Annotated in this window: 21 protein-coding genes and 1 tRNA gene; 15 read left to right on the top strand and 7 right to left on the bottom strand. The window is 71.9% G+C overall.

Going from position 1 to position 22,729, the window contains the following annotated elements; translation table 11 throughout:
• Positions 1-8: 8 nt before the first annotated feature.
• Positions 9-1,466: an MFS transporter gene (locus ABID81_RS07365; protein WP_354594161.1), complete on the bottom strand. Its 1,458-nt coding sequence runs from the start codon at positions 1,464-1,466 to the stop codon at positions 9-11.
• Between the two features lie 81 nt (positions 1,467-1,547).
• Here ABID81_RS07365 and ABID81_RS07360 point away from each other — a divergent pair, with 81 nt between their 5' ends.
• The gene (locus tag ABID81_RS07360) at positions 1,548-2,120 is read left to right on the top strand and encodes a TetR/AcrR family transcriptional regulator (RefSeq protein ID WP_354594160.1); all 573 of its coding nucleotides are present in this window, start codon (positions 1,548-1,550) and stop codon (positions 2,118-2,120) included.
• 89 nt (positions 2,121-2,209) lie between these two features.
• Here ABID81_RS07360 and ABID81_RS07355 read toward each other — a convergent pair whose 3' ends face one another.
• The 4 genes from ABID81_RS07355 to ABID81_RS07340 all read right to left on the bottom strand — a co-directional run bounded on the left by ABID81_RS07355 (position 2,210) and on the right by ABID81_RS07340 (position 5,996).
• Entirely contained in the window at positions 2,210-3,541 is a 1,332-nt protein-coding gene (locus tag ABID81_RS07355; protein WP_354594159.1) for an NAD(P)/FAD-dependent oxidoreductase, read from the bottom strand.
• Between the two features lie 114 nt (positions 3,542-3,655).
• Positions 3,656-3,949 (bottom strand): hypothetical protein, encoded by a 294-nt coding sequence (locus ABID81_RS07350; protein ID WP_354594158.1) that lies wholly within the window; start codon positions 3,947-3,949, stop codon positions 3,656-3,658.
• 97 nt (positions 3,950-4,046) lie between these two features.
• Positions 4,047-5,024, bottom strand: coding sequence for an aldo/keto reductase (locus ABID81_RS07345; protein ID WP_354594157.1), 978 nt, complete (start codon positions 5,022-5,024; stop codon positions 4,047-4,049).
• A gap of 54 nt (positions 5,025-5,078) precedes the next feature.
• On the bottom strand, positions 5,079-5,996 hold the full coding sequence (locus tag ABID81_RS07340) for an alpha/beta hydrolase fold domain-containing protein (RefSeq protein ID WP_354594156.1): 918 nt from the start codon (positions 5,994-5,996) through the stop codon (positions 5,079-5,081).
• A 180-nt stretch (positions 5,997-6,176) separates the two neighbouring features.
• Here ABID81_RS07340 and ABID81_RS07335 point away from each other — a divergent pair, with 180 nt between their 5' ends.
• Positions 6,177-7,127, top strand: coding sequence for a ferritin-like domain-containing protein (locus ABID81_RS07335; RefSeq protein WP_354594155.1), 951 nt, complete (start codon positions 6,177-6,179; stop codon positions 7,125-7,127).
• A gap of 128 nt (positions 7,128-7,255) precedes the next feature.
• Here ABID81_RS07335 and ABID81_RS07330 read toward each other — a convergent pair.
• Positions 7,256-7,340, bottom strand: a tRNA-Leu gene (locus ABID81_RS07330).
• A gap of 109 nt (positions 7,341-7,449) precedes the next feature.
• Here ABID81_RS07330 and ABID81_RS07325 point away from each other — a divergent pair.
• From ABID81_RS07325 to ABID81_RS07305, 5 genes are all read left to right on the top strand, one after another.
• On the top strand, positions 7,450-8,778 hold the full coding sequence (locus ABID81_RS07325; protein WP_354594154.1) for a M20/M25/M40 family metallo-hydrolase: 1,329 nt from the start codon (positions 7,450-7,452) through the stop codon (positions 8,776-8,778).
• A 28-nt stretch (positions 8,779-8,806) separates the two neighbouring features.
• Positions 8,807-9,649, top strand: a complete 843-nt coding sequence (locus tag ABID81_RS07320) for an undecaprenyl-diphosphate phosphatase (protein ID WP_354594153.1) — start codon at positions 8,807-8,809, stop codon at positions 9,647-9,649.
• A complete protein-coding gene (mshC, locus tag ABID81_RS07315; RefSeq protein WP_354594152.1) occupies positions 9,646-10,908 on the top strand; it encodes a cysteine--1-D-myo-inosityl 2-amino-2-deoxy-alpha-D-glucopyranoside ligase in 1,263 nt (420 codons plus the stop codon). The genes ABID81_RS07320 and mshC overlap by 4 nt, the downstream gene beginning before the upstream one ends.
• A 113-nt stretch (positions 10,909-11,021) precedes the next feature.
• Entirely contained in the window at positions 11,022-12,377 is a 1,356-nt protein-coding gene (locus ABID81_RS07310) for a sensor histidine kinase (protein ID WP_354594151.1), read from the top strand.
• Positions 12,374-13,069 (top strand): response regulator, encoded by a 696-nt coding sequence (locus ABID81_RS07305; RefSeq protein ID WP_354594150.1) that lies wholly within the window; start codon positions 12,374-12,376, stop codon positions 13,067-13,069. Before ABID81_RS07310 ends, ABID81_RS07305 begins: the two co-directional genes overlap by 4 nt.
• A gap of 18 nt (positions 13,070-13,087) precedes the next feature.
• Here the strand turns inward: ABID81_RS07305 and ABID81_RS07300 are convergent, their stop codons facing one another.
• The gene (locus ABID81_RS07300; RefSeq protein ID WP_354594149.1) at positions 13,088-13,999 is read right to left on the bottom strand and encodes a proteasome assembly chaperone family protein; all 912 of its coding nucleotides are present in this window, start codon (positions 13,997-13,999) and stop codon (positions 13,088-13,090) included.
• A 119-nt stretch (positions 14,000-14,118) separates the two neighbouring features.
• Here ABID81_RS07300 and ABID81_RS07295 point away from each other — a divergent pair, with 119 nt between their 5' ends.
• The 8 genes from ABID81_RS07295 (at position 14,119) to ABID81_RS07260 (ending at position 22,720) form a co-directional block, all read left to right on the top strand.
• Positions 14,119-14,811, top strand: a complete 693-nt coding sequence (locus tag ABID81_RS07295; RefSeq protein ID WP_354594148.1) for an HAD family hydrolase — start codon at positions 14,119-14,121, stop codon at positions 14,809-14,811.
• A 67-nt stretch (positions 14,812-14,878) separates the two neighbouring features.
• The gene (locus ABID81_RS07290) at positions 14,879-15,904 is read left to right on the top strand and encodes a tRNA (adenine-N1)-methyltransferase (protein ID WP_354594147.1); all 1,026 of its coding nucleotides are present in this window, start codon (positions 14,879-14,881) and stop codon (positions 15,902-15,904) included.
• Between the two features lie 105 nt (positions 15,905-16,009).
• Complete coding sequence (locus tag ABID81_RS07285) at positions 16,010-16,939, top strand: FKBP-type peptidyl-prolyl cis-trans isomerase (protein ID WP_354594146.1); 930 nt, start codon at positions 16,010-16,012, stop codon at positions 16,937-16,939.
• Positions 16,940-16,964: 25 nt separating this feature from the next.
• On the top strand, positions 16,965-18,005 hold the full coding sequence (locus tag ABID81_RS07280; RefSeq protein ID WP_354594145.1) for a helix-turn-helix transcriptional regulator: 1,041 nt from the start codon (positions 16,965-16,967) through the stop codon (positions 18,003-18,005).
• Positions 17,998-18,990 (top strand): helix-turn-helix transcriptional regulator, encoded by a 993-nt coding sequence (locus tag ABID81_RS07275; protein ID WP_354594144.1) that lies wholly within the window; start codon positions 17,998-18,000, stop codon positions 18,988-18,990. Before ABID81_RS07280 ends, ABID81_RS07275 begins: the two co-directional genes overlap by 8 nt.
• Positions 18,991-19,095: 105 nt before the next feature.
• Positions 19,096-19,383, top strand: coding sequence for a twin-arginine translocase TatA/TatE family subunit (gene tatA, locus ABID81_RS07270; RefSeq protein ID WP_354594143.1), 288 nt, complete (start codon positions 19,096-19,098; stop codon positions 19,381-19,383).
• Between the two features lie 78 nt (positions 19,384-19,461).
• The gene (tatC, locus tag ABID81_RS07265) at positions 19,462-20,217 is read left to right on the top strand and encodes a twin-arginine translocase subunit TatC (protein ID WP_354594142.1); all 756 of its coding nucleotides are present in this window, start codon (positions 19,462-19,464) and stop codon (positions 20,215-20,217) included.
• 4 nt (positions 20,218-20,221) lie between these two features.
• The gene (locus ABID81_RS07260) at positions 20,222-22,720 is read left to right on the top strand and encodes a DEAD/DEAH box helicase (protein ID WP_354594141.1); all 2,499 of its coding nucleotides are present in this window, start codon (positions 20,222-20,224) and stop codon (positions 22,718-22,720) included.
• Positions 22,721-22,729 lie beyond the last annotated feature (9 nt).

Raw genomic sequence — 22,729 nt, 5'->3', positions numbered from 1 at the left:
CGCGCGGCTCAGCCCAGGTGCACCGGCGCCTGCGTGGGCAGCAGGTCCTCTTTCCGACCGCGGATCAGCACGAACGAGATCGGCGCGGCCAGCAGCATGGCGATCGCCGCGGCGAGGAACGCCACCGAGTAGCCGTCGACGAGCGGGCCGAGCGGCCCACCCACCGTCGACGTCGACGAGGCGACCGCCCCGGCGTACAGGTTCGTGAAGACGGCGAGGCCGATCGAACCGCCGATCTGCATCATGGCGTTCGACGTCGCGCTGGCGGCCCCGGCGTCGTGCGGCTCCACCCGGCTGAGGGCGAGGTTCTGCATGGGCACGAAGACCCCCGCGAGCCCGACGCCCATGACGAGCAGCGCGGGCAGCACCTGGGCGGCGTACGAGCCGTCGGCGGTGATCTGCGTGGCCAGCCAGAGCAGGCCCGCTCCGGCCACCAGCGGGCCGACGATCATCATCGGGCGGGGCCCGACGACCGGCAGCAGCTTGGTCAGCAGCGGAGCGCACACCATGATGACGAGGGTCATCGGCAGGCTCGCGAGCCCTGCCTCGAGGGGGCCGAAGCCGAGCACGATCTGCAGGTGGAACGTGAGGTAGAGCAGGGCGCCGATCATGACGCTGCCGACGATCAGCTGCACGAGGAACGCCCCGCCGCGGACGCGGTCGGCCAGCACGCGCATCGGCAGCAGGGGGTGGTCGCTGCGACGCTCGACGACGACGAAGAGCACGAGCAGGCCGGCGCCGAGGGCGATGAACCCGATGACCACGGCCGAACCCCAGCCGTCCTCGGCCCGGGTGAAGCCGTAGACGAGGCTGGCGAGGCCGGCCGCGACGACGACCGTGCCGACGACGTCGAGTCGGTTGCGCCCCTCGGCGCGGCTCTCGCTCACGACGAGCGCGGCGGCCACGATGGCGACGACCACGATCGGCACGTTGACCAACAGGCACCAGCGCCAGCTGACGAACTCGGTGAGCACGCCGCCGAGCACGAGTCCGACGGCCGCACCGGCGCCCGAGATCGCACCGAAGACGGCGAACGCCGTGTTGCGGTCACGCCCCGAGGCGAACGTCGTGGTCAGCACGGCGAGGGCGGCCGGGGCGAGCAGGGCGGCGAAGACGCCCTGCAGGCCGCGGGCGACGATGAGCTCGCCGCCGGTCTGCACGAGACCGCCGAAGGCCGAGGCCGCGCCGAAGCCGACCATGCCGACGATGAAGGTGCGCTTGCGCCCCCAGAAGTCGGCGATGCGGCCACCGAGCAGCAGCAGGGCGCCGAAGGCGAGGGCGTAAGCCGTGACGACCCACTGGCGGTTCTCGTCGCTCAGGCCGAGGTCGGCCTGGGCGTCGGGCAGGGCGATGTTGACGATGGTGCCGTCGAGGACGACGACGAGTTGCGCGAGGGCGACGATGACGAGCACCCACCAGCGACGCGACGAGCGCGTCTCGGTGGGGGCGGGGGCGACGGTGGTCACTGCGGTACCTGTTTCTCTGGGGGGACGACGGATAAGCCTACCTACTAGTTGGTTGGTTCGTTGGTCGGCTACGGTGATCCGATGCGAACCGATGCCGCCGAGACCCGTCGAGCCATCCTCGAAGCGGCGACGGCCGAGTTCTCGCGCCACGGCCTGGCCGGGGCGCGCGTGGACCGCATCGCGGCCGAGGCCGGCTGCAGCAAGGAGCGCCTCTACGCGAACTACGGCGACAAGCGCTCGCTCTTCACCACCGTGCTGAACGGCACCTTCGAGACGATGGGCGACGCGGCTTCGCGCCCCGCCGGGAGCATCGAGGAATTCGCCCTGGCGGTCTTCGACCACATGCAGGCCCACCCGGACCACAACCGGTTGCTCGCCTGGGCACGACTCGAGGGCGAACACGACTGGGAGGCCTCGGTGCCGACCCTGCGCGCCGTGCAGCAGGCCGCCCTGTCGCAGCTCGACCGCCTGCGCGACCAACCGGCGGTCACGGTCTCCTGGAGCAGCGACGACATCTTCGCCCTGGTCATGTCGCTCGCCTGCGCGTGGCAGAACCTCCCCGGCCTCGGCGAGGCGCATCCGGGCGTCGTCCTCGATCCCGCCCTGCAGCGGGAGATCGTCCGCGAGGCCGTCCGCCGGTTGACGACGGCCTGACCCGGGCGCGCCGTCCCCACCCGCACCGGCGACGAAGGAGGCGCGCCCCGGTCATCCGGGACGCGCCTCCTCCGGCCGTCGGCTCGCGTCTACTTCTTCGCGTCGACCTTCGGGGTGACCTTGAGGAACCCGGCGCGCGGGTCGCCGAGGCCCACCAGGGGAGTCGTGTCGCGGCCGCCCACGAAGTTCGTCACCCAGCCCGACAGGATGCGGTACTTGCGGTTCACGGTCGGCATCGCGTACAGGTGGTAGCCGCGGTGGGCCAGCCAGGCCGGCACGTTCTTCAGCTGCAGGCCGAACATGCTGGCCGCACCCTTGCCGATGCCGTAGCTCGCCACGGTGCCGAGCGACTCGTGGCGGTACTCCTTCACCGGCTCGCCGGACAGCGTCGCGATGACGTTGTCGGCGACCGTGACCGCCTGCCGCACGGCGTTCTGCGCGTTCGGCGGGTAGTACGCCGGCTGCTTCTCGGCCAGCAGGTCGGGGACCTGCGCGCCGTCGCCGAGGGCCCAGACGCCGTCGAGCTTGTCGCCGTCCTCGGTCTGGACCTGCAGGGTGGCGCTGACGTTGACGTGACCCTTCGGGCCGAGGGGCAGGCCCATGTCGCCGAGGACGGGGTTCGGCTTGACGCCGGCCGTCCAGACGATCGTGCCGGCCGGGATGGTCTCGCCGTCGCTCAGCACGACGTCGCCGTCGACGCACGACGGCATCGTGGTCTTGAGACGGATGTCGATGCCCCGTCCGCGCAGCTGACCGAGCGTCCACTTCGAGAGCTCGGGCCCGACCTCGGGCGCCACGCGGTCGAGGGCCTCGACCAGGACGAAGCGCAGCTCGTCACGGGAGAGGTTCGGGAACGTGTCGACGGCCGAGTTGGCGGCGTCCGACAGCTCGGCGAGCGCCTCGACGCCGGTGTAGCCGCCCCCGACGAACACGACCGTCAGCAGCTTGCGACGCACGGCGGGGTCCTTGACGCTGGCCGCCTCGGCGATGTTGCCGAGGATGCGGTCGCGGACGTACTGCGCCTCTTCGACGCTCTTGAAGCCCACGCCGTTCTCGGCGAGGCCCGGCGTCGGGAACGTGCGCGTGACGGCACCGAGGGCGACGACGAGCTGGTCGTACGCGATGTCGGTCGTCTCGCCGTCGGCGCTGGTCACGGTGACCTTCTTGGCCTCGCTGTCGAGCCCGGTGACGGCCGCCTCGACGACCTTGGTCCGCTTGAGCGTCTTGCGCAGCGGCACCGTGACGTCGCGGGCGGCGATGTGACCGCCGGCGACCTCGGGCAAGAACGGCTGGTAGGTGAAGTACGGGGCCTGGTCGACGAGGGTGATGCTCGCCGCCTGGGGTGGGTGCCGCTTCTGCAGTTCGAGTGCGGTGGTGAGCCCGGCGGAACCGCCGCCGAGAATTACGATTCGCTTGGTCATGTATGTGTTCCTCCCTCAGACGACCGTACCCCCGGGCCGGTCGGCGGGGTGACACACGACCGGCCGGTCCGGGCCCCGACGGGTCCGTTCCGGCCGGTCGTCGCCGTCGGTGGGTCAGCGACCGCCGTCGACGTCGCTCTGCGTGAACGACCCGTCGGGCTCGCCGTCGTGCGGGCCGCCGGCGGAGGCGGACTCGTCCGGGACGTCGGCGTCGACGTACGAGCCGTCGCCCTCGCTGCTGCCGGGCTCCTCGGTGTAGGTGCCGTCGGCCTCGCCGTCGTGCGGGCCGCCGGAGCGGTGCGTGCCGTCGCGGAGGTCGTCGTCGACGTACGAGCCGTCCTGTGCCGAGACCCGGTCGTCGGCGTCCGAGCCGTGCTCGTGCTCGTGGTGGTTGGCGTCGCTGCCCATGACTGCTCCCGTTCGTCGAGGTCGGACGGCGACGTCGCCGTCCGTGCCGCTCACCTTAGACCGCGGGGCCGTCCGCCGGACGGGCCGTCGCGCGAACTCAGAAGCCCTCGTTCTCGCGGGTGACGTACGGCGACTCGAGGGTGTCGAGCTCGTCGTCGGTCAGCCACAGGTCGACCGAGGCGACGGCGTCGTCCAGGTGCTGCATCTTCGTGGCGCCGACGATGGGCGACGTGACGGCGTCCTGCTGCCGCACCCAGGCCAAGGCGACCTGCGCGCGTGAGACGCCCCGCGCCTCCGCGACGTCCGCGACGGCCTGCGCGACGCGGCGGTCCCCGTCCTCGCGCTGCCGGTAGAGGGTCTGGCCGAACCGGTCCGACTCGGTGCGCGCGGTCGTGGCGTCCCAGTCGCGCGTCAGCTTGCCGCGGGCGAGCGGTGACCAGGGCAGCACCCCGACGCCCTGGTAGAGGCAGTACGGGTGCATCTCGCGTTCCTCCTCGCGCTGGATCAGGCTGTACTGGTCCTGCATCGAGACGAAACGTGTCCAGCCGCCGAGGTCGGCCGCGTGCTGCATCGTCGCGAACTGCCAGGCCCACATGCTCGAGGCACCCACGTACCGGGCCTTGCCCGCCTTGACGACGTCGTGCAGCGCCTCCATGGTCTCCTCCACCGGCACGTCGGGGTCGAAGCGGTGGATCTGGTACAGGTCGACGTAGTCCGTGCCGAGCCGACGCAGGCTGTCGTCGATCGCGCTCATGACGTGGCCCCGGCTGAGCCCGGCGCCGTTCGGACCGGGCCGCATGCGTCCGTGCACCTTGGTCGCCAGCACGACCTCCTCGCGGGTGGCGAAGTCGCGCAGGGCCCGGCCGACGATCTCCTCACTCGTGCCGTCCGAGTAGACGTCGGCGGTGTCGAAGGTCGTGATGCCGAGCTCGAGCGCCCTGGCGATGAACGGACGGCTCTCGTCCTCCGGCAGGCTCCACTCGTGCGTGCCACGGTCGGGCACCCCGTAGCTCATGCAGCCGAGCGTCACCGCCGAGACCGTCAGACCGCTCGTCCCCAGTCGTGCGTACTCCATGGGTCGTCCTCTCGTCGTCCTGACGCGGCACCGGCGGCCTCGCCGTCTGCGACCCTACGCGCGGGTGGGCGCGGTCCGACCCGACGGGGTCGCGTCCCCGCGGATCACCGAGGCCGCGTGACGCAGCGCACGCCGCGCCTCCGGGGTCCAGGGGGCGCCGACGAAGACGTGGAACGCCCCGCGGTACAGGCGAAGCTCGGCGCGCCCGCCGGCGAGGGTGACGCCACGGACCAGCCGCTTCACGTCGGGCGTCAGCAGGTCGCGGTCGCCGGCGTACGAGAACACCGGCGGCAGCCCCGACAGGTCGCCGCGCACCGGGCTGACCGCGGGGTCGGCCGGATCGCGGTCGCTCGCCCACCAGCGGCCCGCGGCGACGAGACCGTCGAGGCCGAGCATCGGGTCGATCAGCGCGACGTCGTGGGCACCGGGGGAGTCGAGCAGCGCGTCCACCCACGGCGAGAACAGCACCAGCGCGTCGGGTGGCGTCCGCCCGGCGTCACGGGCCCGCATGGCGGCGACCAGCGCGAGCGCCCCGCCGGCGGAGTCCCCGGACAGCACGACGCGGGACGGGGAGGCGCGGCGGACGTCGTCGAGGACGGCGTCCAGCAGCGGCAGCGCCTCGTCCACGTCGTGCGCGGGCGCGAGCCCGTAGAGCGGCACGGTGACGGCGGCCCCGGAGGCGCGGACCAGACGGGCGAGGAGGTTCCAGTGGGTCGTCCGGACGGGGTGCACGTACGCGCCCCCGTGCAGGTGGACGACGTGGACGCCGCTCGGGGACCGACGCGGCCGGAGGGTGACGACGCGGACATCGTCGACCCGCGCCTCCTCGACGATCGCGACCCGCCGTGCCGCCCGCGAGACGGGGGCGGCGGAACCCTGTCGGGCGATCGACCGCACGAGGGCGTCCTCCGACCCGGTGGACCGGGGGCGGAGGCGGAGCAGGGCCCGGGTGGCGGCCATCGAGAGCGACATGACCCGACCCTACGGGCCACGTCCCGGCCGGTTCGCGTCGGGGGCTATCGCAACCGCCCCCGACGGGTCTAGCTTGACCCCCGAACGGGTCACCCGACCCCGACGTCGCCGGTGCCCGTCATCTGGGAGCGCGCACGGGCGGTACGCATCGCTGCACGAATCCACCCCGAAGGAACGACGATGTTCGACACACGTTTCATCAGCAGTGCCATCTCCCGGAGCGCCGAGACCCCGATCGACCGACGACGGCTGCTCGCCGCCGCCGGCGTCACGGGTCTCGGCACGGGGCTCGCCGCGGTCGCCGCGACGCTGCCCGCCCAGTCCGCCGCCGCCGTCTCGCCGTCCGACGAGGCGATCAGCGACTCGACCATCCTGAACTTCGCCCTCAACCTCGAGTACCTCGAGGCGGAGTTCTACCTCCGGGCCGTCACCGGCTCGGGCCTGCCCGCCGACCTGATCACCGGCATCGACCCCCAGGGGGGCGTGACCGGCGGTGCCCCGGTGCCGTTCAAGACGACGGTCGTCAAGCGCATCGCCCAGGAGATCGCGGCCGACGAGAAGGCGCACGTCGCCTTCCTGCGGTCGGCGCTCGGCGGGGCGAAGGTGTCGCGCCCGGCGATCGACCTCAAGAGCAGCTTCACGGCGGCGGCCCTGGCGGCCGGCGTCATCACGCCGGGTCAGACCTTCGACCCGTTCGCCTCGGAGGAGAACTTCCTGCTCGGGGCGTTCATCTTCGAGGACGTCGGGGTGACCGCCTACAAGGGGGCCGCGCCCCTGATCTACAACAAGACCTACCTCGGAGCGGCGGCCGGCATCCTGGCGGTCGAGGCCTACCACGCGGGCATCATCCGCACCACGCTGAACGCCAAGGGGCTGCAGGTGCCCGCGACGAAGATCTCGGACGCCCGCGACTCCCTCGACGGGTCGACGGACGACGACCAGGGCCTCACCCTGGGCGGCGTCCAGAACCTCGTGCCGACCGACGCCAACGCGATCGTCTACGGGCGGACGGCCGAGCGCGTGCTCAACGTCGTGTACCTGACGCCGAACCAGATCGACAAGGGCGGGTTCTTCCCCGCGGGCATCAACGGCGCGATCGTCGCCAGCGGCAACCCCGGCAGCGCGGTCTGACGGCAGACGACGAGCACCGAACCAAGGAAGGCCCGCACACCAGGGGTGTGCGGGCCTTCCGTCGCTTGCGAGCAAGCATCTGTCTCAACACAGATCGTGGGGAACGTCTCTCGAGAGAGAGTTCCGAGTGTCCGAGGGGGGACTTGAACCCCCACGCCCTATACGGGCACTAGCACCTCAAGCTAGCGCGTCTGCCATTTCCGCCACCCGGACCGGATGGTGTCGACCGAAGCCGACACGAAACATTAGCACGGCCCCGAGGGTGCTCGTGACCACGGCCACGTCCGTCGTCGCGACGATCGTGGCAGGTAGCGTGGGGCGCATGACGACCACCCCCACGAGCACCGGCCCGACCGATCCCGAGCTCGACGAGACGGCCCGCATCGCCCGCGACCTGATCCGCTTCGACACGACGAACCACGGCGGTGGGCGGTCGAACGGCGAGGCCGACGCGGCCGAGTACGTCGAGGCGGCGCTGCGCGACCTGGGCCTCGAGCCGCAGCTGTTCGAGTCGGAGCCCGGCCGGGTCAGCGTGATCGCGCGCGTCGAGGGTGCCGAGCCGGCCAAGCCCGGCCTGGTCGTCCACGGCCACCTCGACGTGGTGCCCGCCGATCCGGCCAACTGGTCGGTCGACCCGTTCGGCGGCGTCGTCCGCGACGGCATGCTCTGGGGGCGTGGCGCGGTCGACATGAAGAACATGGACGCCATGATGCTGACGGCCGTCGGTGACATCCTCCGCGCCGGCGAACGACCGGCGCGCGACCTGGTCCTGGGGTTCCTCGCCGACGAGGAGGCCGGGGGAGTCCTCGGCTCGCACTTCCTCGTGACCGAGCACCCCGAGCTGTTCGACGGCGCCACCGAGGCGATCAGCGAGGTCGGCGGCTACTCGACCTTCATCGACGGTCGCCGCTCGTACCTGCTGCAGACCGGCGAGAAGGCCCTGATCTGGATCAAGCTGCGGACGCGGGGCACCGCGGGCCACGGCTCGCAGATGATCGCGGCGAACGCCGTGACGCGCCTCGCCGAGGCCGTCGCCGTCCTCGGCCGGCAGGAGTGGCCGATCGTCCTGACCGACACGACGACCGCACTGCTCGGCGAGGTGGCTCGCATCCTCGACGTCGACGTGCACGAGGTCGCGCCCGACGAGCTCGTCCTGCGCACCGGCACCGCCAAGGGGTTCATCCGGGGGTCGTTGCGCACGACCACGAACCCCACGATGCTCACGGCGGGCTACAAGCACAACGTCGTGCCCGACACGGCCGAGGCCCTCGTCGACATCCGGTGCATGCCCGGCCAGGAGGAGGCCGTGCTGGCCGAGGTGCGCTCCTTGATCGGCGACGACGTCGAGATCGAGACCGTGCACACCGACATCGGCCTCGAGACGCCGTTCTCGGGTCCGCTGGTCGAGGCCATCACGGCCACCCTCGACCGGCACGACCCGGGCGCGCCCGTGCTGCCCTACCTGCTCTCCGGAGGCACCGACAACAAGGCCCTCAGCCTGCTCGGCATCGCGGGGTACGGCTTCGCGCCCCTGCGGCTCGACGAGGGCATGGACTTCCCGGCGATGTTCCACGGGGTCGACGAGCGGGTGCCGCTCGACGCACTATCCTTTGGCAGTCGCGTCCTGCGGGACTTGTTGTCGACGTACTAGCAACCCCCGCACCAGAAGGGTCACCCGCGTGGAGCATCTCCTCCAGGCACTCCTGCTCGGCCTCGTCCAGGGCCTCACGGAGTTCCTCCCCGTCTCGTCGAGCGCCCACCTGCGGCTCGTCGGCCTGTTCTTCAGCGACCCCGGGGCGGCGGCCGAGTTCGACCCGGGCGCCACGTTCACGGCCATCACGCAGCTCGGCACCGAGCTCGCGGTGGTCATCTACTTCCGGCGCGACATCACCCGCATCGTGTCGCGCTGGTTCGCCGGGGTCGCGGGCAAGATCCCGCGCACCGACCCCGACGTGCGCATGGGCTGGCTCGTCATCATCGGCACGCTGCCGATCGTCCTCGTGGGCTACGTCGCCCAGGAGTACATCCGGACGGTCTTCCGCTCCCTCTGGATCGTGGCGATCGTCCTGATCGTCTTCGGCGTGCTGCTCGGCCTCGCCGACCGCCTCGGCAAGAAGACCGAGCGCTTCGAGGACATGAGCTACGGGCACGGCATCGCCGTCGGCGTCGCCCAGGTGCTGGCCCTCTTCCCCGGCGTCTCACGGTCGGGCGCCACGACCACCACGGCCCTCGCGCTCGGCTACACCCGCCCCGCGGCCGCCCGGTTCTCGTTCCTGCTGGCCGTGCCCGCGGTCTTCGGCAGCGGCCTCTACGAGCTGGTCCAGAGCTTCAGCGAGCCCGGTCCCTACTCGCTGGGCGAGACCCTGGCCGCGACCGTCGTCGCCTTCGTCGTCGGCTTCGTCGTCATCGCCTTCTTCATGAACTACATCTCGCGCCGCAGCTTCGCCCCCTTCGTGGCGTACCGCATCGCGCTGGGCGTCGTCCTGCTCGTCCTGCTGGGCACGGGCGTGGTGGCCGCATGAGGTCCTGGGCAGAACCCTACGTGCCGCGCCTGCCGGGCCTCGGCGACCTCCCGTCGCTGCACGACACGTCGACCGGCACGGTGCACACCACCGAGGTCGAGGGCTCGCGGGCCGGGCTGTACGTCTGCGGCATCACGCCCTACGACGCGACCCACCTGGGCCACGCATCGACCTACCTGGCCTTCGACACCCTGCTGCGCGCCTGGCGCGACGCCGGGGTCGAGGTCGTGTACGCGCAGAACACGACCGATGTCGACGACCCGCTCCTCGAGCGCGCGGCGGCCACCGGCGTCGACTGGCGGACGCTCGCCGACGGGCAGACCGACCTCTTCCGCAGCGACATGGAGCACCTCGCCGTCGTTCCGCCGACGCACTACGTCGCGGTGACCGAGGTGGTGACCGACGTCGCCGACGCCGTGGCGCGCCTCCTCGACCGGGGCCTCGCCTACCCCGTGCCGACCGACGACTCGTCGGCCGGCGACGACCTCTACTTCGACGTCCGCCGGGCCGAGCGCGACACCGACTGGCACCTGGGCCTCGAGAGCCGCTACGACGCCGAGACGATGGCCCGGTTCTTCGCCGAACGCGGGGGAGACCCCGGTCGCCCCGGCAAGCGCGACTCGCTCGACCCCCTGCTCTGGCGGGCGGCCCGCGACGACGAGCCCTCGTGGCCCTCGGTCCTGGGCGCCGGTCGCCCCGGGTGGCACATCGAGTGCACGGTGATCGCGCAGCAGCACCTCGACGTGCCGATCACCGTCAACGGCGGCGGCAGCGACCTGGTCTTCCCGCACCACGAGATGAGCACCGCCCACGGCACGGCCCTCACCGGTCGCCCGTACGCCGCGCACCACACGCACACCGGCATGATCGCGTACCAGGGCGAGAAGATGAGCAAGTCGCTCGGCAACCTGGTCAAGGTGAGCGAGCTCGTGGCCGCCGGTCGCGACCCGAGGGCGGTGCGCCTCGCCCTCCTGTCGCACCACTACCGCTCCGACCGCGAGTGGTTCGACGCCGACCTCGGCGACGCCGAGGCCCGCCTCGACCGCTGGCGCGCCTGGGCGGCCACGAGCCACGGAGGCGCGGTGCCGGTCGAGACGCCCACCCCGTTGCTCCTCGCCCTGCGTGCCGCCCTCGGGGCCGACCTCGACACGCCGTCGGCCCTGCTCGCCGTGGACGCCGTCGTCGCCGGGGGTGCGTCACCGTCCGAGGTCGACGTCGACGCCGTCCAGGCCCTGCTGGGAATCGATCTGCGCGCCTGAGCCCCCGGCTCCGACCCCCCCGCCCATCGACGGACAGGATGCGCGACCGGTTGTGCATGCGTCTGCATGAGACTTTCTCAACCAGCACGATCGTCTGCCCTACGATGGTCCGCGTGCATCCGTCGACCGTCCCCACCCCGACCCCGGCCCCGGCCGACGCGTCGGCCGACGAACGGCGGCCGCTGACCCGGCGGGACGGCCGCGTCGACCTCTGGATCGCCGCCCTCGTCTTCGGGCTCGGGCTCGCGACGCTGTGGCTGAGCGCCGTCATCGTCTCGGACTCCGACGGCGCGAGCGCGCCGTCGACCGTCGAGTCGGTCCTCTGGCTGGCCGCCCTGTGCGTGCCGATCGCCCTGCGCCGGCACCGGCCCGTCGCGGTCCTCGTCGTCGTCTCGGCCGTCTTCCTGGCCGCCCAGCTGAGGGGCTACCCCGACACGCTGACCCCGTCCATCGTCGAGTTCGTCGCGATCTTCACCGCGAACGCCTGGGCCTCACGCCGCGGTCGGGCGCTCGTCGTCAGCGTCGCCGTGACGGCCGTCATGTTCGTCTGGCTCGGGGTGTGGCTGAGGACGGTCTACGTCTCGGACGCCGACTCACCCGACGCCGTGACCCTGGCCACGATCGCCTACACCCTCGTGTCGAACGGCATCGTCCTCGTCACGGCCATCGCCTTCGGCCGGGCGGCACGCGTCTCGGCCAGCCGCCTGCACGCCCTCGAGCGCACGGGGGTCGAGCTGCGGGCCGCCCACGAGCTCGTGGCCGACCGTGCGATCAACGAAGAACGCACGCGACTCGCCCGAGAGCTGCACGACGTCGTGGCACACCACGTCGCGGTCATCGGCATCCAGGCCGGTGCGGCCAGGCGGACCCTCGACCGACCCGAGATCGCCCGCGGCGCGCTGACCGCCGTCGAGGGGACGGCACGGACGACCATCGACGAGCTCGAACGACTGCTGAGCGTCCTGCGATCGCGAGACGGTGAGACCGGACCGGGCCCCTCGGGCCTCGCCGCCCTGCCCGACCTGATGACCGACACCCGGGCCCTCGGCCTCGACGTCCGGTTCTCGGTCGACGGCGACCCGCGCGACGTCCCCGAGAGCATCGGCGTCACGCTCTACCGCATCACGCAAGAGGCCCTGACGAACACCCTCAAGCACGGCAACGCCTCCCTCGCCGAGGTGTCCCTCCGCTACGGCGACCGCACGATCGAGGTCGAGGTGGTCGACGACGGACGCCCCGGCCCGACGCCCTACCCGGGGGCGGGCGGCCCGCACGTCGCCGCCACGTCCGGCGCCGGCCTGGGGCAGCGGGGCATGCGTGAGCGCGTCGACCTGCACGGGGGCGAACTGCACCTCGGTCCGAGACGTCGAGGCGGCTACCGCGTCCGAGCCGTCCTGCCGATCGGCGCCTGCGTCGATGCCCGCCCCCGCGAACCAGCCGTCACCCCCGACCCGTCCGAGAGAGCATGAACCACACCATCGATCCGATCGACGTCCTGCTCGTCGACGACCAAGACCTCGTCCGCACGGGATTCCGCATCATCCTCGACACCGCGCCCGACCTCCGGGTGGTCGGCGAGGCCCGTGACGGGCTCGAGGCCGTCGACCTGACCCGGCGACTCCGTCCAGACGTCGTCGTCATGGACATCGAGATGCCGGTCCTCGACGGTCTCGAGGCCACCCGACGCATCCTCGAGCAGTCCGCCACCGACGGTCCGGCCGTCCTCGTGCTCACCACCTTCGGTCGCGACGACTACGTGTTCCGCGCACTGCGGGCCGGGGCCAGCGGCTTCCTCCTGAAGACGGCGACGCCCGAAGAGCTGATCGAGGCGATCGCCGTCGTGCACCGGGGTGACGCGCTCCTGTCGCCGCAACTGACGCGTGCCGTCGTCGAACGTGCGGTCGGCGGCGATGCGGCCGCCCGCGTCGTGGTGCCCGGTCCCGCCCTCGCGACCCTGACCGAGCGCGAACGCGAGGTGCTCGACCGGTTGGCGTCGGGGGAGTCCAACGCCGAGATCGCCCGGCGGCTCTTCCTCGGCGAGGCCACGGTCAAGACCCACGTGTCGAACGTGCTCGGCAAGCTCGGGTTGCGCGACCGGACGGCTGCCGTCGTGTTCGCCTACGAGAACGGCGTGGCCGTCCCCGGCGAGTCGTCGCGCTGAGTCGCCACCCGGGCGGGGTCAGGGGACGGGTGGGTAGCGCGGGTCGTCCGGCCGGCCGTCGCCGCCCTTGCCGTCGCGCCGACGCAGGTAGCGCTCGAACTCCTGGGCGATGGCCTCGCCGCTCGCCTCGGGGCTGTCGACCGTGTCGCGGGCCTGCTCGAGCTGCTCGATGTAGCCCGCCATGTCGTCGTCCTCGGCCGCGAGGGCGTCGATGCCGGACTCCCACGCCGTCGACTCGGCGGCGAGCTCGCCGCGGGGGATCGCCACGCCCGACAGCTCGTCGAGCTTCTCGATGAGGGCGAGCGTGGCCTTGGGCGACGGGGCGTTGTGCACGTAGTGCGGCACCGAGGCCCAGATCGACAGGGTCGGCACGCCGGCGGCCTCGACGGCGTCGGCCAGGACCGACAGGATGCCGACGGGCCCCTCGTAGGTGCTCCGTTCGAGGGTGTACTCGTCGCGGACCGACTCGTTCTCGCTGCTGACGAAGACCGAGATGGGTCGGGTGTGCGGGACGTCGGCGAGCATCGCCCCGAGGAACACCACGCCCGTCACGTCGTGGACGTCGATCAGGTCGACGATCTCGGCGGCGAAGCCCCGCCAACTGCGCGACGGCTCGGCCCCGAGCAGCACCAGCACCTCGGTGGCGGACGCGGCGGGATCGCGGGGGAGGACGGTCGCCGCGTCCGCGGCCGCGTGCAGCTGGATGCGGGGCCACACGAGCGACCGCTCGCCGTCGTCGTCCAGGCCCACCTGGGGCCGGTTGAACTGGTAGTCGATGTACCGCTCGCCGTCGAGTTCGGCCACCGGTTCGAGCGACAGGGTCTCGACGAGGCTCCGCGCGACGCCGCTGGCGGCCTCGCCGGCGTCGTTCCAGCCCTCGAAGGCCACCACCAGCAGGCGTCCCGCAGCGAAATCCGACGTGTTCGTCAACCTGAGTCCTCACCGTGCCGGAGGGCGTCCGGCGCTTGACCTTCCACGATAGACCGTGGCGACGACCGGGAGGCGCGGGTCGGGAGCCGGTGGGCCCGCGCCCGGTAGACTCGTCCGCCGTGACCGAAACCCTGCCTGCCGCCGTCCTCTGGGACATGGACGGAACCCTCGTCGACACCGAGCCGTACTGGTTCCTCTGCCAGGTCGAACTGGTCGAGTCGTTCGGCGGCACCTGGAGCCGTGCCGACGGTGACGCCCTGATCGGCAGCGGCCTGTGGCAGTCGGCCCGCGTGCTGCAGTCGCACGGCGTCGAGCTGTCCGAGGACGAGATCATCGACCGCCTGACCACGGCCGTGCTCGAGCGCTCCGCGGTCGAGATCCCCTGGCGCCCCGGGGCCAAGGAGCTGCTGGCCGACCTGCGCCGCGAGGGCGTGCCCACGGCCCTCGTCACCATGTCGATCCGCCGCATGGCCCAGTTCATGGTCGACGCCATCGACTTCGAGGCGTTCGACGCCATCGTCGCCGGCGACGACGTGGAGCACGCCAAGCCGCACCCCGAGGCCTACCTCCGCGGTGCCGAGCTGCTCGGCGTCGACCCGGCCGACTGCATCGCCATCGAGGACAGCACGCCCGGGCTGGCCGCGGCCGTCGCCGCCGGCACCGTCGCGATCGGGGTCGAGCACCACGCACCGCTGGCCGACGACGGCCCGTTCATCCGTCGCGAGACGCTCGTCGGCACCACGGTCGACGACCTGCGTGACCTCCACCGGGCGGGTCGTGCCGTCCGCGACCGGTCGACGTCCGACTCCTGACCCCGGTGCGCCCACCGCGCCTCCTGCACCCCACCGGGTGCGACCCGATCGAAAGCAGCACCCCCGCATGACCGCGATCCGCCGACAGTCCGGCCCCTTCGTCGAGGGCGACAAGGTCCAACTCACCGGGCCGAAGGGCAAGATGAACACCATCGTGCTGACCCCGGGCGCCGTGTTCCACACCCACCGCGGCATGATCGCGCACGACGACGTCGTCGGCCTGCCGGACGGCTCGGTCCTGGCGAGCACGACCGGCGACGAGTACCTCGCGCTGCGCCCGCTGCTGAGCGACTTCGTCATGTCCATGCCCCGGGGTGCCGCGATCGTCTACCCGAAGGACGCCGCCCAGATCGTCGCCTTCGCCGACATATTCCCGGGGGCCACCGTGGTCGAGGCCGGGGTGGGCTCGGGGGCCCTCTCGCTCTGGCTGCTGCGCGCGGTCGGCCCCGAGGGCCGACTGGCCTCGTTCGAGCGTCGCCAGGAGTTCGCCGACGTGGCCGAGGGCAACGTCGCGAGCTTCTTCGGCGCCGAACCCGCGAACTGGACGGTCACGGTCGGCGACCTGGCCGACGAGTTGCCGGCGGCCCTGCCGGACGGCTCGGTCGACCGGGTCGTCCTCGACATGCTCGCCCCGTGGGAGAACGTCGACGTCACGGCCGACGCCCTCAAGCCCGGCGGCCTGGTCGTCTGCTACGTCGCCACGGCCACGCAGCTGTCCCGCACGGCCGAGGCGCTCCGGGCCTCCGGGGCCTTCACCGAGCCCGACGCGTCGGAGACCCTCGTGCGCGGCTGGCACGTCGAAGGCCTCGCCGTGCGACCGGACCACCGCATGATCGGCCACACCGGCTTCCTCCTCACCGCGCGACGCCTCGCCCCGGGCGCGGTGCTGCCGCAGCTCAAGCGTCGCCCGTCCAAGTCGGACTACAGCGACGCCGACGTCGAGGCCTGGACCCCCGGGGCCCTCGGCGAGCGGGCGGCGAGCGACAAGAAGCTGCGCAAGACCGCCCGTCAGGCACGCTCGGCGGCCGACGCCGCCATCGCCGCGACCGAGGCCGTCGACGGCGCCGGGCCCGCCGGTTCCGCACCTGCCTGAACCGCACGGGCGGGTCGGACGCCCCCGCTAAGCTGTCCCCGCATCCTCGCGACCCGACCGGTCGCCCCACTCGACCCCCCGGTCGCCTCGACGAAATGAGTCCCCGTGCGCAAGATCCCCGCCCTCGTCGTGACGGTCGGCCTGCTCGCCTCGATGACGGCCTGCTCGACCGCGACCGGGCCCGGCTCGACCGGCTGCCCGCCCACGGGTGACGCCGCCTCGGTGGTGACGGCGACGGGGGACTTCGGTTCGAAGCCGGACGTCGACGTGCCGACTCCGATCGTGACGAAGAAGACCGAGGTCTCCACGCTCATCCAGGGCGACGGTCAGCGCCTCGTCGACGGGACGCCGGTCGTCATCGACTACACGCTCTTCGACGGCACCACCGGCCAAGAGCTCGAAGACAGCGGCTACGACGGGTCGACCAACGTGCCCCTGACCGTGGGCGGCCAGACCCTCGCCCCCCTCGTCGACGCGCTCGAGTGCTCGACCGTGGGCTCCCGCGTCGCCGTCGCCGTGAAGGCCAGCGACCTCTCCGCCTCGATCAACGGCGCCGCGACGACTCCGAACGACGACCCCGACGCCGCCTACGTGGCCGTGGTCGACGTCAAGCGCGCCTTCCTCGCGAAGGCCGACGGCGTCCTCCAGCTCGGGGCGAACGGCCTGCCGGCCGTGGTGACCGCTCCCGACGGCGCCCCCGGCATCACGATCCCCGCGGGCGACGCCCCTACCAGCGAGGTCGTCCACCTCGTCCGCAAGGGCCACGGTCCCACGTTGACCGGCGACGACACCGCGGTCGTGCAGTTCACGGCCGTCACCTGGAGCCAGCCCTCGACGGTCGCGGGGTCCACGTGGACGAACGGGGGCTCGGCCACGCCGGTCGACCTCGGCGACTCGCAGATCCCCGACGACATCCGGTCGGCCCTGGTGGGCCAGCAGGTCGGTTCGCAGGTCATGGTCGTGCTGCCCGCCTCCGCCGCGAGCGGGGGGTCGGCCTACGTCTACGTGTTCGACGTGCTCGGCGCGATCCGATGACCCGCACCCGCTGAGCCGGTCCTCCGTGCCCGCTGCCCGCACCCCCCGCGTCCCCGTCGAAGAGCGCCTGTTCAGCCTCGTGCTGGCCCTGCTCGCGACGGACTCCGGGCTGAGCAAGACCGAGATCCTGTCGACCGTCCAGGGGTACCGGCAGAAGTACTCCCGGACCGGTGACAACGCCGCCCTCGAACGGCAGTTCGAACGCGACAAGGACGACATCCGCGAGCTGGGCGTGCCGCTCGAGACGATCGACGACCCCTCGGCGGTCGGCAACAACCAGGCCCTCCGCTACCGCATCCCGCGTGGGGAGTACGAGCTGCCCGACGACATCGCGTTCTCGTCGGAAGAGACGGCGCTGCTCACCCTGGCGGCCATGGTCTGGCGCGAGGGGTCGCTCTCCCACGAGTCCCGCCGGGCGCTGCTCAAGCTCCGTTCGCTCGGTGGGGCCGCGAGCGTCCCCGAACTCGAGTACGCCCCGCGGCTCCGCTCCCGCGACGCGGCCTTCGAACCCCTGCGCAATGCCCTCGACCGGGGCGTCGTCGTGCGCTTCGACTACCTCAAGCCCGGCGACGAGGCCGCACCCCGACGCGAGGTCGCGCCGGCCGCGCTCGTGCAGCACCACGGTCGGTGGCTCGTCTCGGCCGTCGAGATCGGCACGGGGGCCGTCAAGACCTTCCTGCTCTCGCGCATCGTCGGTCCCGTGCAGGTCACCTCGACCCCGTTCACCCGTCCGGACGACGCCACGGCGGAACGCGCCCTGGCCGACCTCGAGCAGGTCTGGCGCGACCGCACGGCGACGGTCCGCGTCGAACCCCTGTCGGACGCCGAGACGCGCCTCGGCAAGCGTCGCGGCACGACCCGGGTCGCCCCCGACGCCTTCACCGTCCACTGGACGGACGAGCACCTCCTCGCCGACGAGCTGGCCTCGTTCGGCCCCGAGGTGACCGTCCTCGAACCCGAGAGCCTGCGCGCCCTGGTGCTGAGCCGGCTCACGGGCGTCCTGCGGGCGCACGGCGGCTCCACGTCACCCACCGACGTCGACGTGAGGCGGGGCACCGGTGGCTGACGCGCGGGGCGCCCTGCACGCGGCCGACAAGCTGGCCTTCCTGCTCTCGCTCGTCCCCTGGCTGATGGACCACGAGCGGGTCAGCGTCGCCGAGGCCGCGGCGCACTTCGGGGTCAGCGTGGCCGAGATCCGACGCGCGGTCGAGCTCATCGCCGTGTCGGGCATCCCGGGCGAGACGACCCAGTACCAGCACGGCGACCTCTTCGACATCGCCTGGGACGACTTCGAGCAGAACGACGTCATCGTGCTGACCAACCTGGTCGCGATCGACGACTCGCCGCGATTCTCGGCACGCGAGGCCGCGGCCCTGATCGCGGGCCTGCAGTACCTCTCGTCGCTCCCCGAGAACGCCGACCGTGCCGCCATCGCCACGCTGATGAGCAAGTTGTCGCGGGGCGCCTCGAGCGAGCCGAGCCAGGTCGCCGTCGACCAGGCCGAGACGAGCGAGGTCCTCCGCCTGGTGGGCCGGGCGGTCGAGACCGGGGTCCAGCTCGAGTTCGACTACCGGGGCACCAGGGGGGTGGCGGAGCGTCGCCGGGTCGACCCGTTGCGGGTCGAGTCGATCGATGCCGACTGGTACCTCCGCGCCTGGGACCACCTCCGCGAGGCTCCGCGCACGTTCCGGCTCGACCGGATCGCCGCCCCGGCGCTCACCTCCACGCCCATCGCCCACCGGGCCGTCGACGTCGCGTTGCCCGAGACGCTCTTCGAGGGGTCGCCGGACGACCTCGACGTCGTCCTCGACCTCGATGCCGCGGCGGCCCCGCTGCTGGCCGACTACGGCCCCGACGAACCGGAGGCGCTCGACGACGGCAGGGTGCGGTTGCGACTGCGCGTCAACCGTCTCGGGACCTTGTGTCGGGTCGTCGCCGGACTGCCCGGTCGGCCGGAGGTCGTCTCTCCCGAGTCGGCTCGCACCGCCGTGGCGGACTGGGTCCGCGAGGCGATCGCGCGGTACGCCGACGACGCGACCCGCGCCTCCTGACCGTCCCCGCCGCCGCCCGCCCTGTGGATCGCCTGCGCCGCACCCGTCTCGGGCGACACGTGACGGTAGACTGACCGTCACCCTGCCCCGCAAGGAGACCCCATCATGTTCGGAAACGCGCTCTCAGGCTGGCACCTGATCATCATCCTGGCGATCGTCCTGTTGCTCTTCGGTGCGCCGAAGCTGCCCGCCCTCGCCAAGAGCATCGCCCAGTCGATGCGCATCTTCAAGAACGAGGTCGCCAGCGACAAGAAAGACCCGGTCGACGACTACGACGAGCGTCCCACGCGTCGTTCAGACGAGTCCTCCGCCCGGTCCACCGACCCGACGACCGCTCGACGCGTCGACGACTCCTACCCGTCGCCCGATCGCGACCTGCCGCCGAAGTCCTGACGCGTGGCCACGACGACGACTCGTGGCGACAGCACCCAGGGGCGAGGGGCAGGCCGTGTCCGCGGTCGCGACGGCAAGATGTCGCTCGGTCAACACCTCCTCGAGTTGCGCAAGCGGCTCTTCATCTCCGCCCTGGCCCTCATCCTGGCCGCTGTCGCCGGTTGGTTCCTCGCACCCTTCGTCCTCGACGCCCTGAGGTCGCCGGTCGAGGCGATCGCTGCGGCGCGGACGGGTGCGACGACCCTCAACTACTCGAACATCACGGGTGCGTTCGACCTGAAGCTCCAGATCGCCGTCACGGTCGGCGTCGTCATCTCGAGCCCGATCTGGCTGTACCAGGTGTGGGCGTTCATCGTGCCGGCGCTCGTCCGGAAAGAGAAGCTCTATGCGGTCGGGTTCATCGGCACCGCGATCCCGCTCTTCCTCGGCGGCTGCGTCGCGGGTTGGTACGTGTTGCCGCACATCGTCGAGGTGATGACGAGCTTCGTCGACACCCAGGACTCCACGATCATCGAGTCGAAGGTCTACTACGACTTCGTCCTGAAGCTCGTCCTCGCGGTCGGCATCGCCTTCGTCATGCCCGTCTTCCTCGTCCTGCTGAACTTCGTCGGGGTCGTCTCGGCCGCCTCGATCGTGAAGGGCTGGCGTGTCGCGATCCTCGTGATCGTCCTCTTCACCGCCATCGCGACGCCCTCGGCCGACATCTTCTCGATGTTCCTCCTCGCCGTCCCGATGGTGATCCTGTTCTTCCTCGCCGCGGGTGTGGCCTGGTTGCACGACCGCCGCGCGGCGAAGCGTGCCGCGCTCCTCGACGCCGAACTCGCGGCGGGCTGACGCGGTGACTCCCGAGCTCAGCCCGGCGGAACGCTTCGCCGCCGCGAAGACGCGCGTCAAGACCCCCCGGCTCCAGGCGTTCCGGTCCCGCCTGGGCTTCTCCCTCGACCCGTTCCAGGTCGCCGCGTGCGCCGCGGTCGAAGAGGGCGACAGCGTCCTCGTCGCCGCCCCGACCGGGGCGGGCAAGACCCTCGTGGCCGAGTTCGCCATCCACCTCGCCATGCAGGACCCGCGGGCCAAGGTCTTCTACACCGCCCCGATGAAGGCCCTCAGCAACCAGAAGTTCCAAGAGCTCGTCGCCGAGTACGGGGCGTCCGAGGTCGGTCTGCTGACCGGCGACACGAACGTCAACTCGCGGGCCCGCATCGTCGTCATGACCACCGAGGTCCTCCGCAACATGATCTACGCGGGCTCCGAGATGCTCACCGACCTGCGCTACGTCGTCCTCGACGAGGTGCACTTCCTCGCCGACCGCTTCCGGGGTGCCGTGTGGGAGGAGGTCATCATCCACCTGCCCCTCGACGTGCGCCTGATCTCGCTCAGCGCCACCGTGTCGAACGCGGAAGAGTTCGGCGACTGGCTGCAGACCGTGCGAGGCAGCACCGAGGTCATCGTCTCCGAGGACCGCCCCGTGCCCCTCGACCAGCACGTCCTGGTCGGTGGCAAGTTCCTCGACCTGTTCGACTCCTCGGGTCAGGCCGCGACCAACCGGGTCAATCCCGAACTGCTCCGGGCGACGTCGCTGGGCCGGCGTGGCGGCCGCAGCGGGGGGCGGCGCAACGAGGGCCACTCGTCCGGCCGCAGCGGCCCCCGCGGCCATCTCGTCCCACCGACCCAGGGCGGGCCCGGACGTCTCGACCGCTGGAAGATCGTCGAGATGCTCGACGACCAGAACCTCCTGCCCGCGATCTTCTTCGTCTTCAGCCGCGTCGGCTGCGACCAGGCCGTCGCGCAGGTGCTGCGGTCCGGCATCCGCTTGACCACCGCCGAGCAGAGGCAGGAGATCCGCGAGATCGTCGAGGCCCGGTGTCGCACCCTGCGCGACGAAGACCTGGCGGTGCTGGGTTACTGGCGGTGGCTCGACGGGCTCGAGCGCGGTGTCGCCGCCCACCACGCCGGGTTGCTGCCGGCCTTCAAAGAGGTGGTCGAAGAGCTCTTCCAGAAGAAGCTCGTGAAGGTCGTCTTCGCGACCGAGACCCTCGCGCTCGGCATCAACATGCCCGCGCGCACGGTGGTCCTCGAGAAGCTCGAGAAGTTCAACGGCGAGGCGCGGGTCCCGATCACGCCGGGCGAGTACACCCAGCTGACGGGACGCGCGGGTCGTCGGGGCATCGACGTCGAGGGTCACTCGCTCATCCAGTGGCAGCAGGGCCTCGACCCCCAGGCCGTCGCCTCGCTCGCGTCGCGGCGCACGTACCCGATGAACAGCAGCTTCCGGCCGACCTACAACATGGCCGTCAACCTCGTCGAGCAGTTCGGGCGGTCGCGCACGCGAGAGGTCCTCGAGACCTCGTTCGCCCAGTTCCAGGCCGACCGGTCGGTCGTCGACCTGGCACGCAAGGTGCGGTCGCAACAGCAGTCGCTGGACGGCTACGCGGCGTCGATGGCCTGCCACCTCGGGGACTTCGGCGAGTACACCCTGCTGCGCCGAGAGGTGGGCGACCTCGAGAAGCAGGGTGCCGCGCGGGCCGACTCGCAGTCGCGGGCCGAGCGCGACAAGCGGCAGCGTCGCATCACCGAACTCCGTCGGCAGGTCCGACAACACCCCTGCCATGCCTGCCCCGATCGCGAGCAGCACGCCCGGTGGTCCGAGCGGTGGTTCAAGCTCAAGAAGCAGACCGACCAGCTCTCCGCGCAGATCCGCAGTCGCACCGGCGCCGTCGCCAAGGTCTTCGACCGGGTGACCGACGTCCTGCTCGAGCGCGGGTACCTCGTCCCGACGGGCGTGAGGTCCGGAGGCGCGGGTCGCGTCCCGCGCGACGCCGAGGTCGCCGTCGCCCCGGCCGGCCGCACGCTCCGGCGCATCTACGGCGATCGCGACCTCCTCGTGGCCGAGAGCCTCCGGCTCGGCCTCTGGAACCTCCTCGACGTCCCGTCCCTCGCCGCGATGGCGGCGACCCTGGTGTACGAACCCCGTCGTGACGAGGGGCAACTCTCGGAGCGCTTCCTGCCGCGAGGCGAGTTCCGCACGGCACTCGACGCCACGCAGACGCTGTGGGCCGAACTCGACGACCTCGAGCAGGAGAACCGTCTGCCGGGCAGTCAGCAGCCCGCCCCGGGACTCGCGCTCGCCATGCACCGGTGGGCCCGCGGAGCCCCCCTCGACTCGGTCCTCGAAGACGCCGACCTCGCCGCGGGCGACTTCGTCCGGTGGACGAAGCAGACCATCGACCTGCTCGACCAGCTGTCGGTCGTGGGCGACCTCCCCGTCGGGCCGACGGCCCGGCAGGCGCTGGACGCCGTCCGTCGCGGCATCGTGGCCTACACGGCGGTCGCTCCCTGACCTCCGGCT

The organism is Frigoribacterium sp. PvP054, assembly GCF_040547465.1.
GTDB lineage: Bacteria > Actinomycetota > Actinomycetes > Actinomycetales > Microbacteriaceae > Frigoribacterium.
Note: the sequence above shows the minus strand (reverse complement) of the source record. Positions and strands in the feature narration are given on the sequence as shown.

Bases quoted from the DNA above. Each gene is read 5' to 3' on its own strand.
- ABID81_RS07360 (WP_354594160.1), top strand. From the start codon at position 1,548: ATGCGAACCGATGCCGCCGAGACCCGTCGAGCCATCCTCGAAGCGGCG.
- ABID81_RS07355 (WP_354594159.1), bottom strand. From the start codon at position 3,541: ATGACCAAGCGAATCGTAATTCTCGGCGGCGGTTCCGCCGGGCTCACC.
- ABID81_RS07350 (WP_354594158.1), bottom strand. From the start codon at position 3,949: ATGGGCAGCGACGCCAACCACCACGAGCACGAGCACGGCTCGGACGCC.
- ABID81_RS07345 (WP_354594157.1), bottom strand. From the start codon at position 5,024: ATGGAGTACGCACGACTGGGGACGAGCGGTCTGACGGTCTCGGCGGTG.
- ABID81_RS07340 (WP_354594156.1), bottom strand. From the start codon at position 5,996: ATGTCGCTCTCGATGGCCGCCACCCGGGCCCTGCTCCGCCTCCGCCCC.
- ABID81_RS07335 (WP_354594155.1), top strand. From the start codon at position 6,177: ATGTTCGACACACGTTTCATCAGCAGTGCCATCTCCCGGAGCGCCGAG.
- ABID81_RS07325 (WP_354594154.1), top strand. From the start codon at position 7,450: ATGACGACCACCCCCACGAGCACCGGCCCGACCGATCCCGAGCTCGAC.
- mshC (WP_354594152.1), top strand. From the start codon at position 9,646: ATGAGGTCCTGGGCAGAACCCTACGTGCCGCGCCTGCCGGGCCTCGGC.
- ABID81_RS07305 (WP_354594150.1), top strand. From the start codon at position 12,374: ATGAACCACACCATCGATCCGATCGACGTCCTGCTCGTCGACGACCAA.
- ABID81_RS07290 (WP_354594147.1), top strand. From the start codon at position 14,879: ATGACCGCGATCCGCCGACAGTCCGGCCCCTTCGTCGAGGGCGACAAG.
- tatA (WP_354594143.1), top strand. From the start codon at position 19,096: ATGTTCGGAAACGCGCTCTCAGGCTGGCACCTGATCATCATCCTGGCG.
- tatC (WP_354594142.1), top strand. From the start codon at position 19,462: ATGTCGCTCGGTCAACACCTCCTCGAGTTGCGCAAGCGGCTCTTCATC.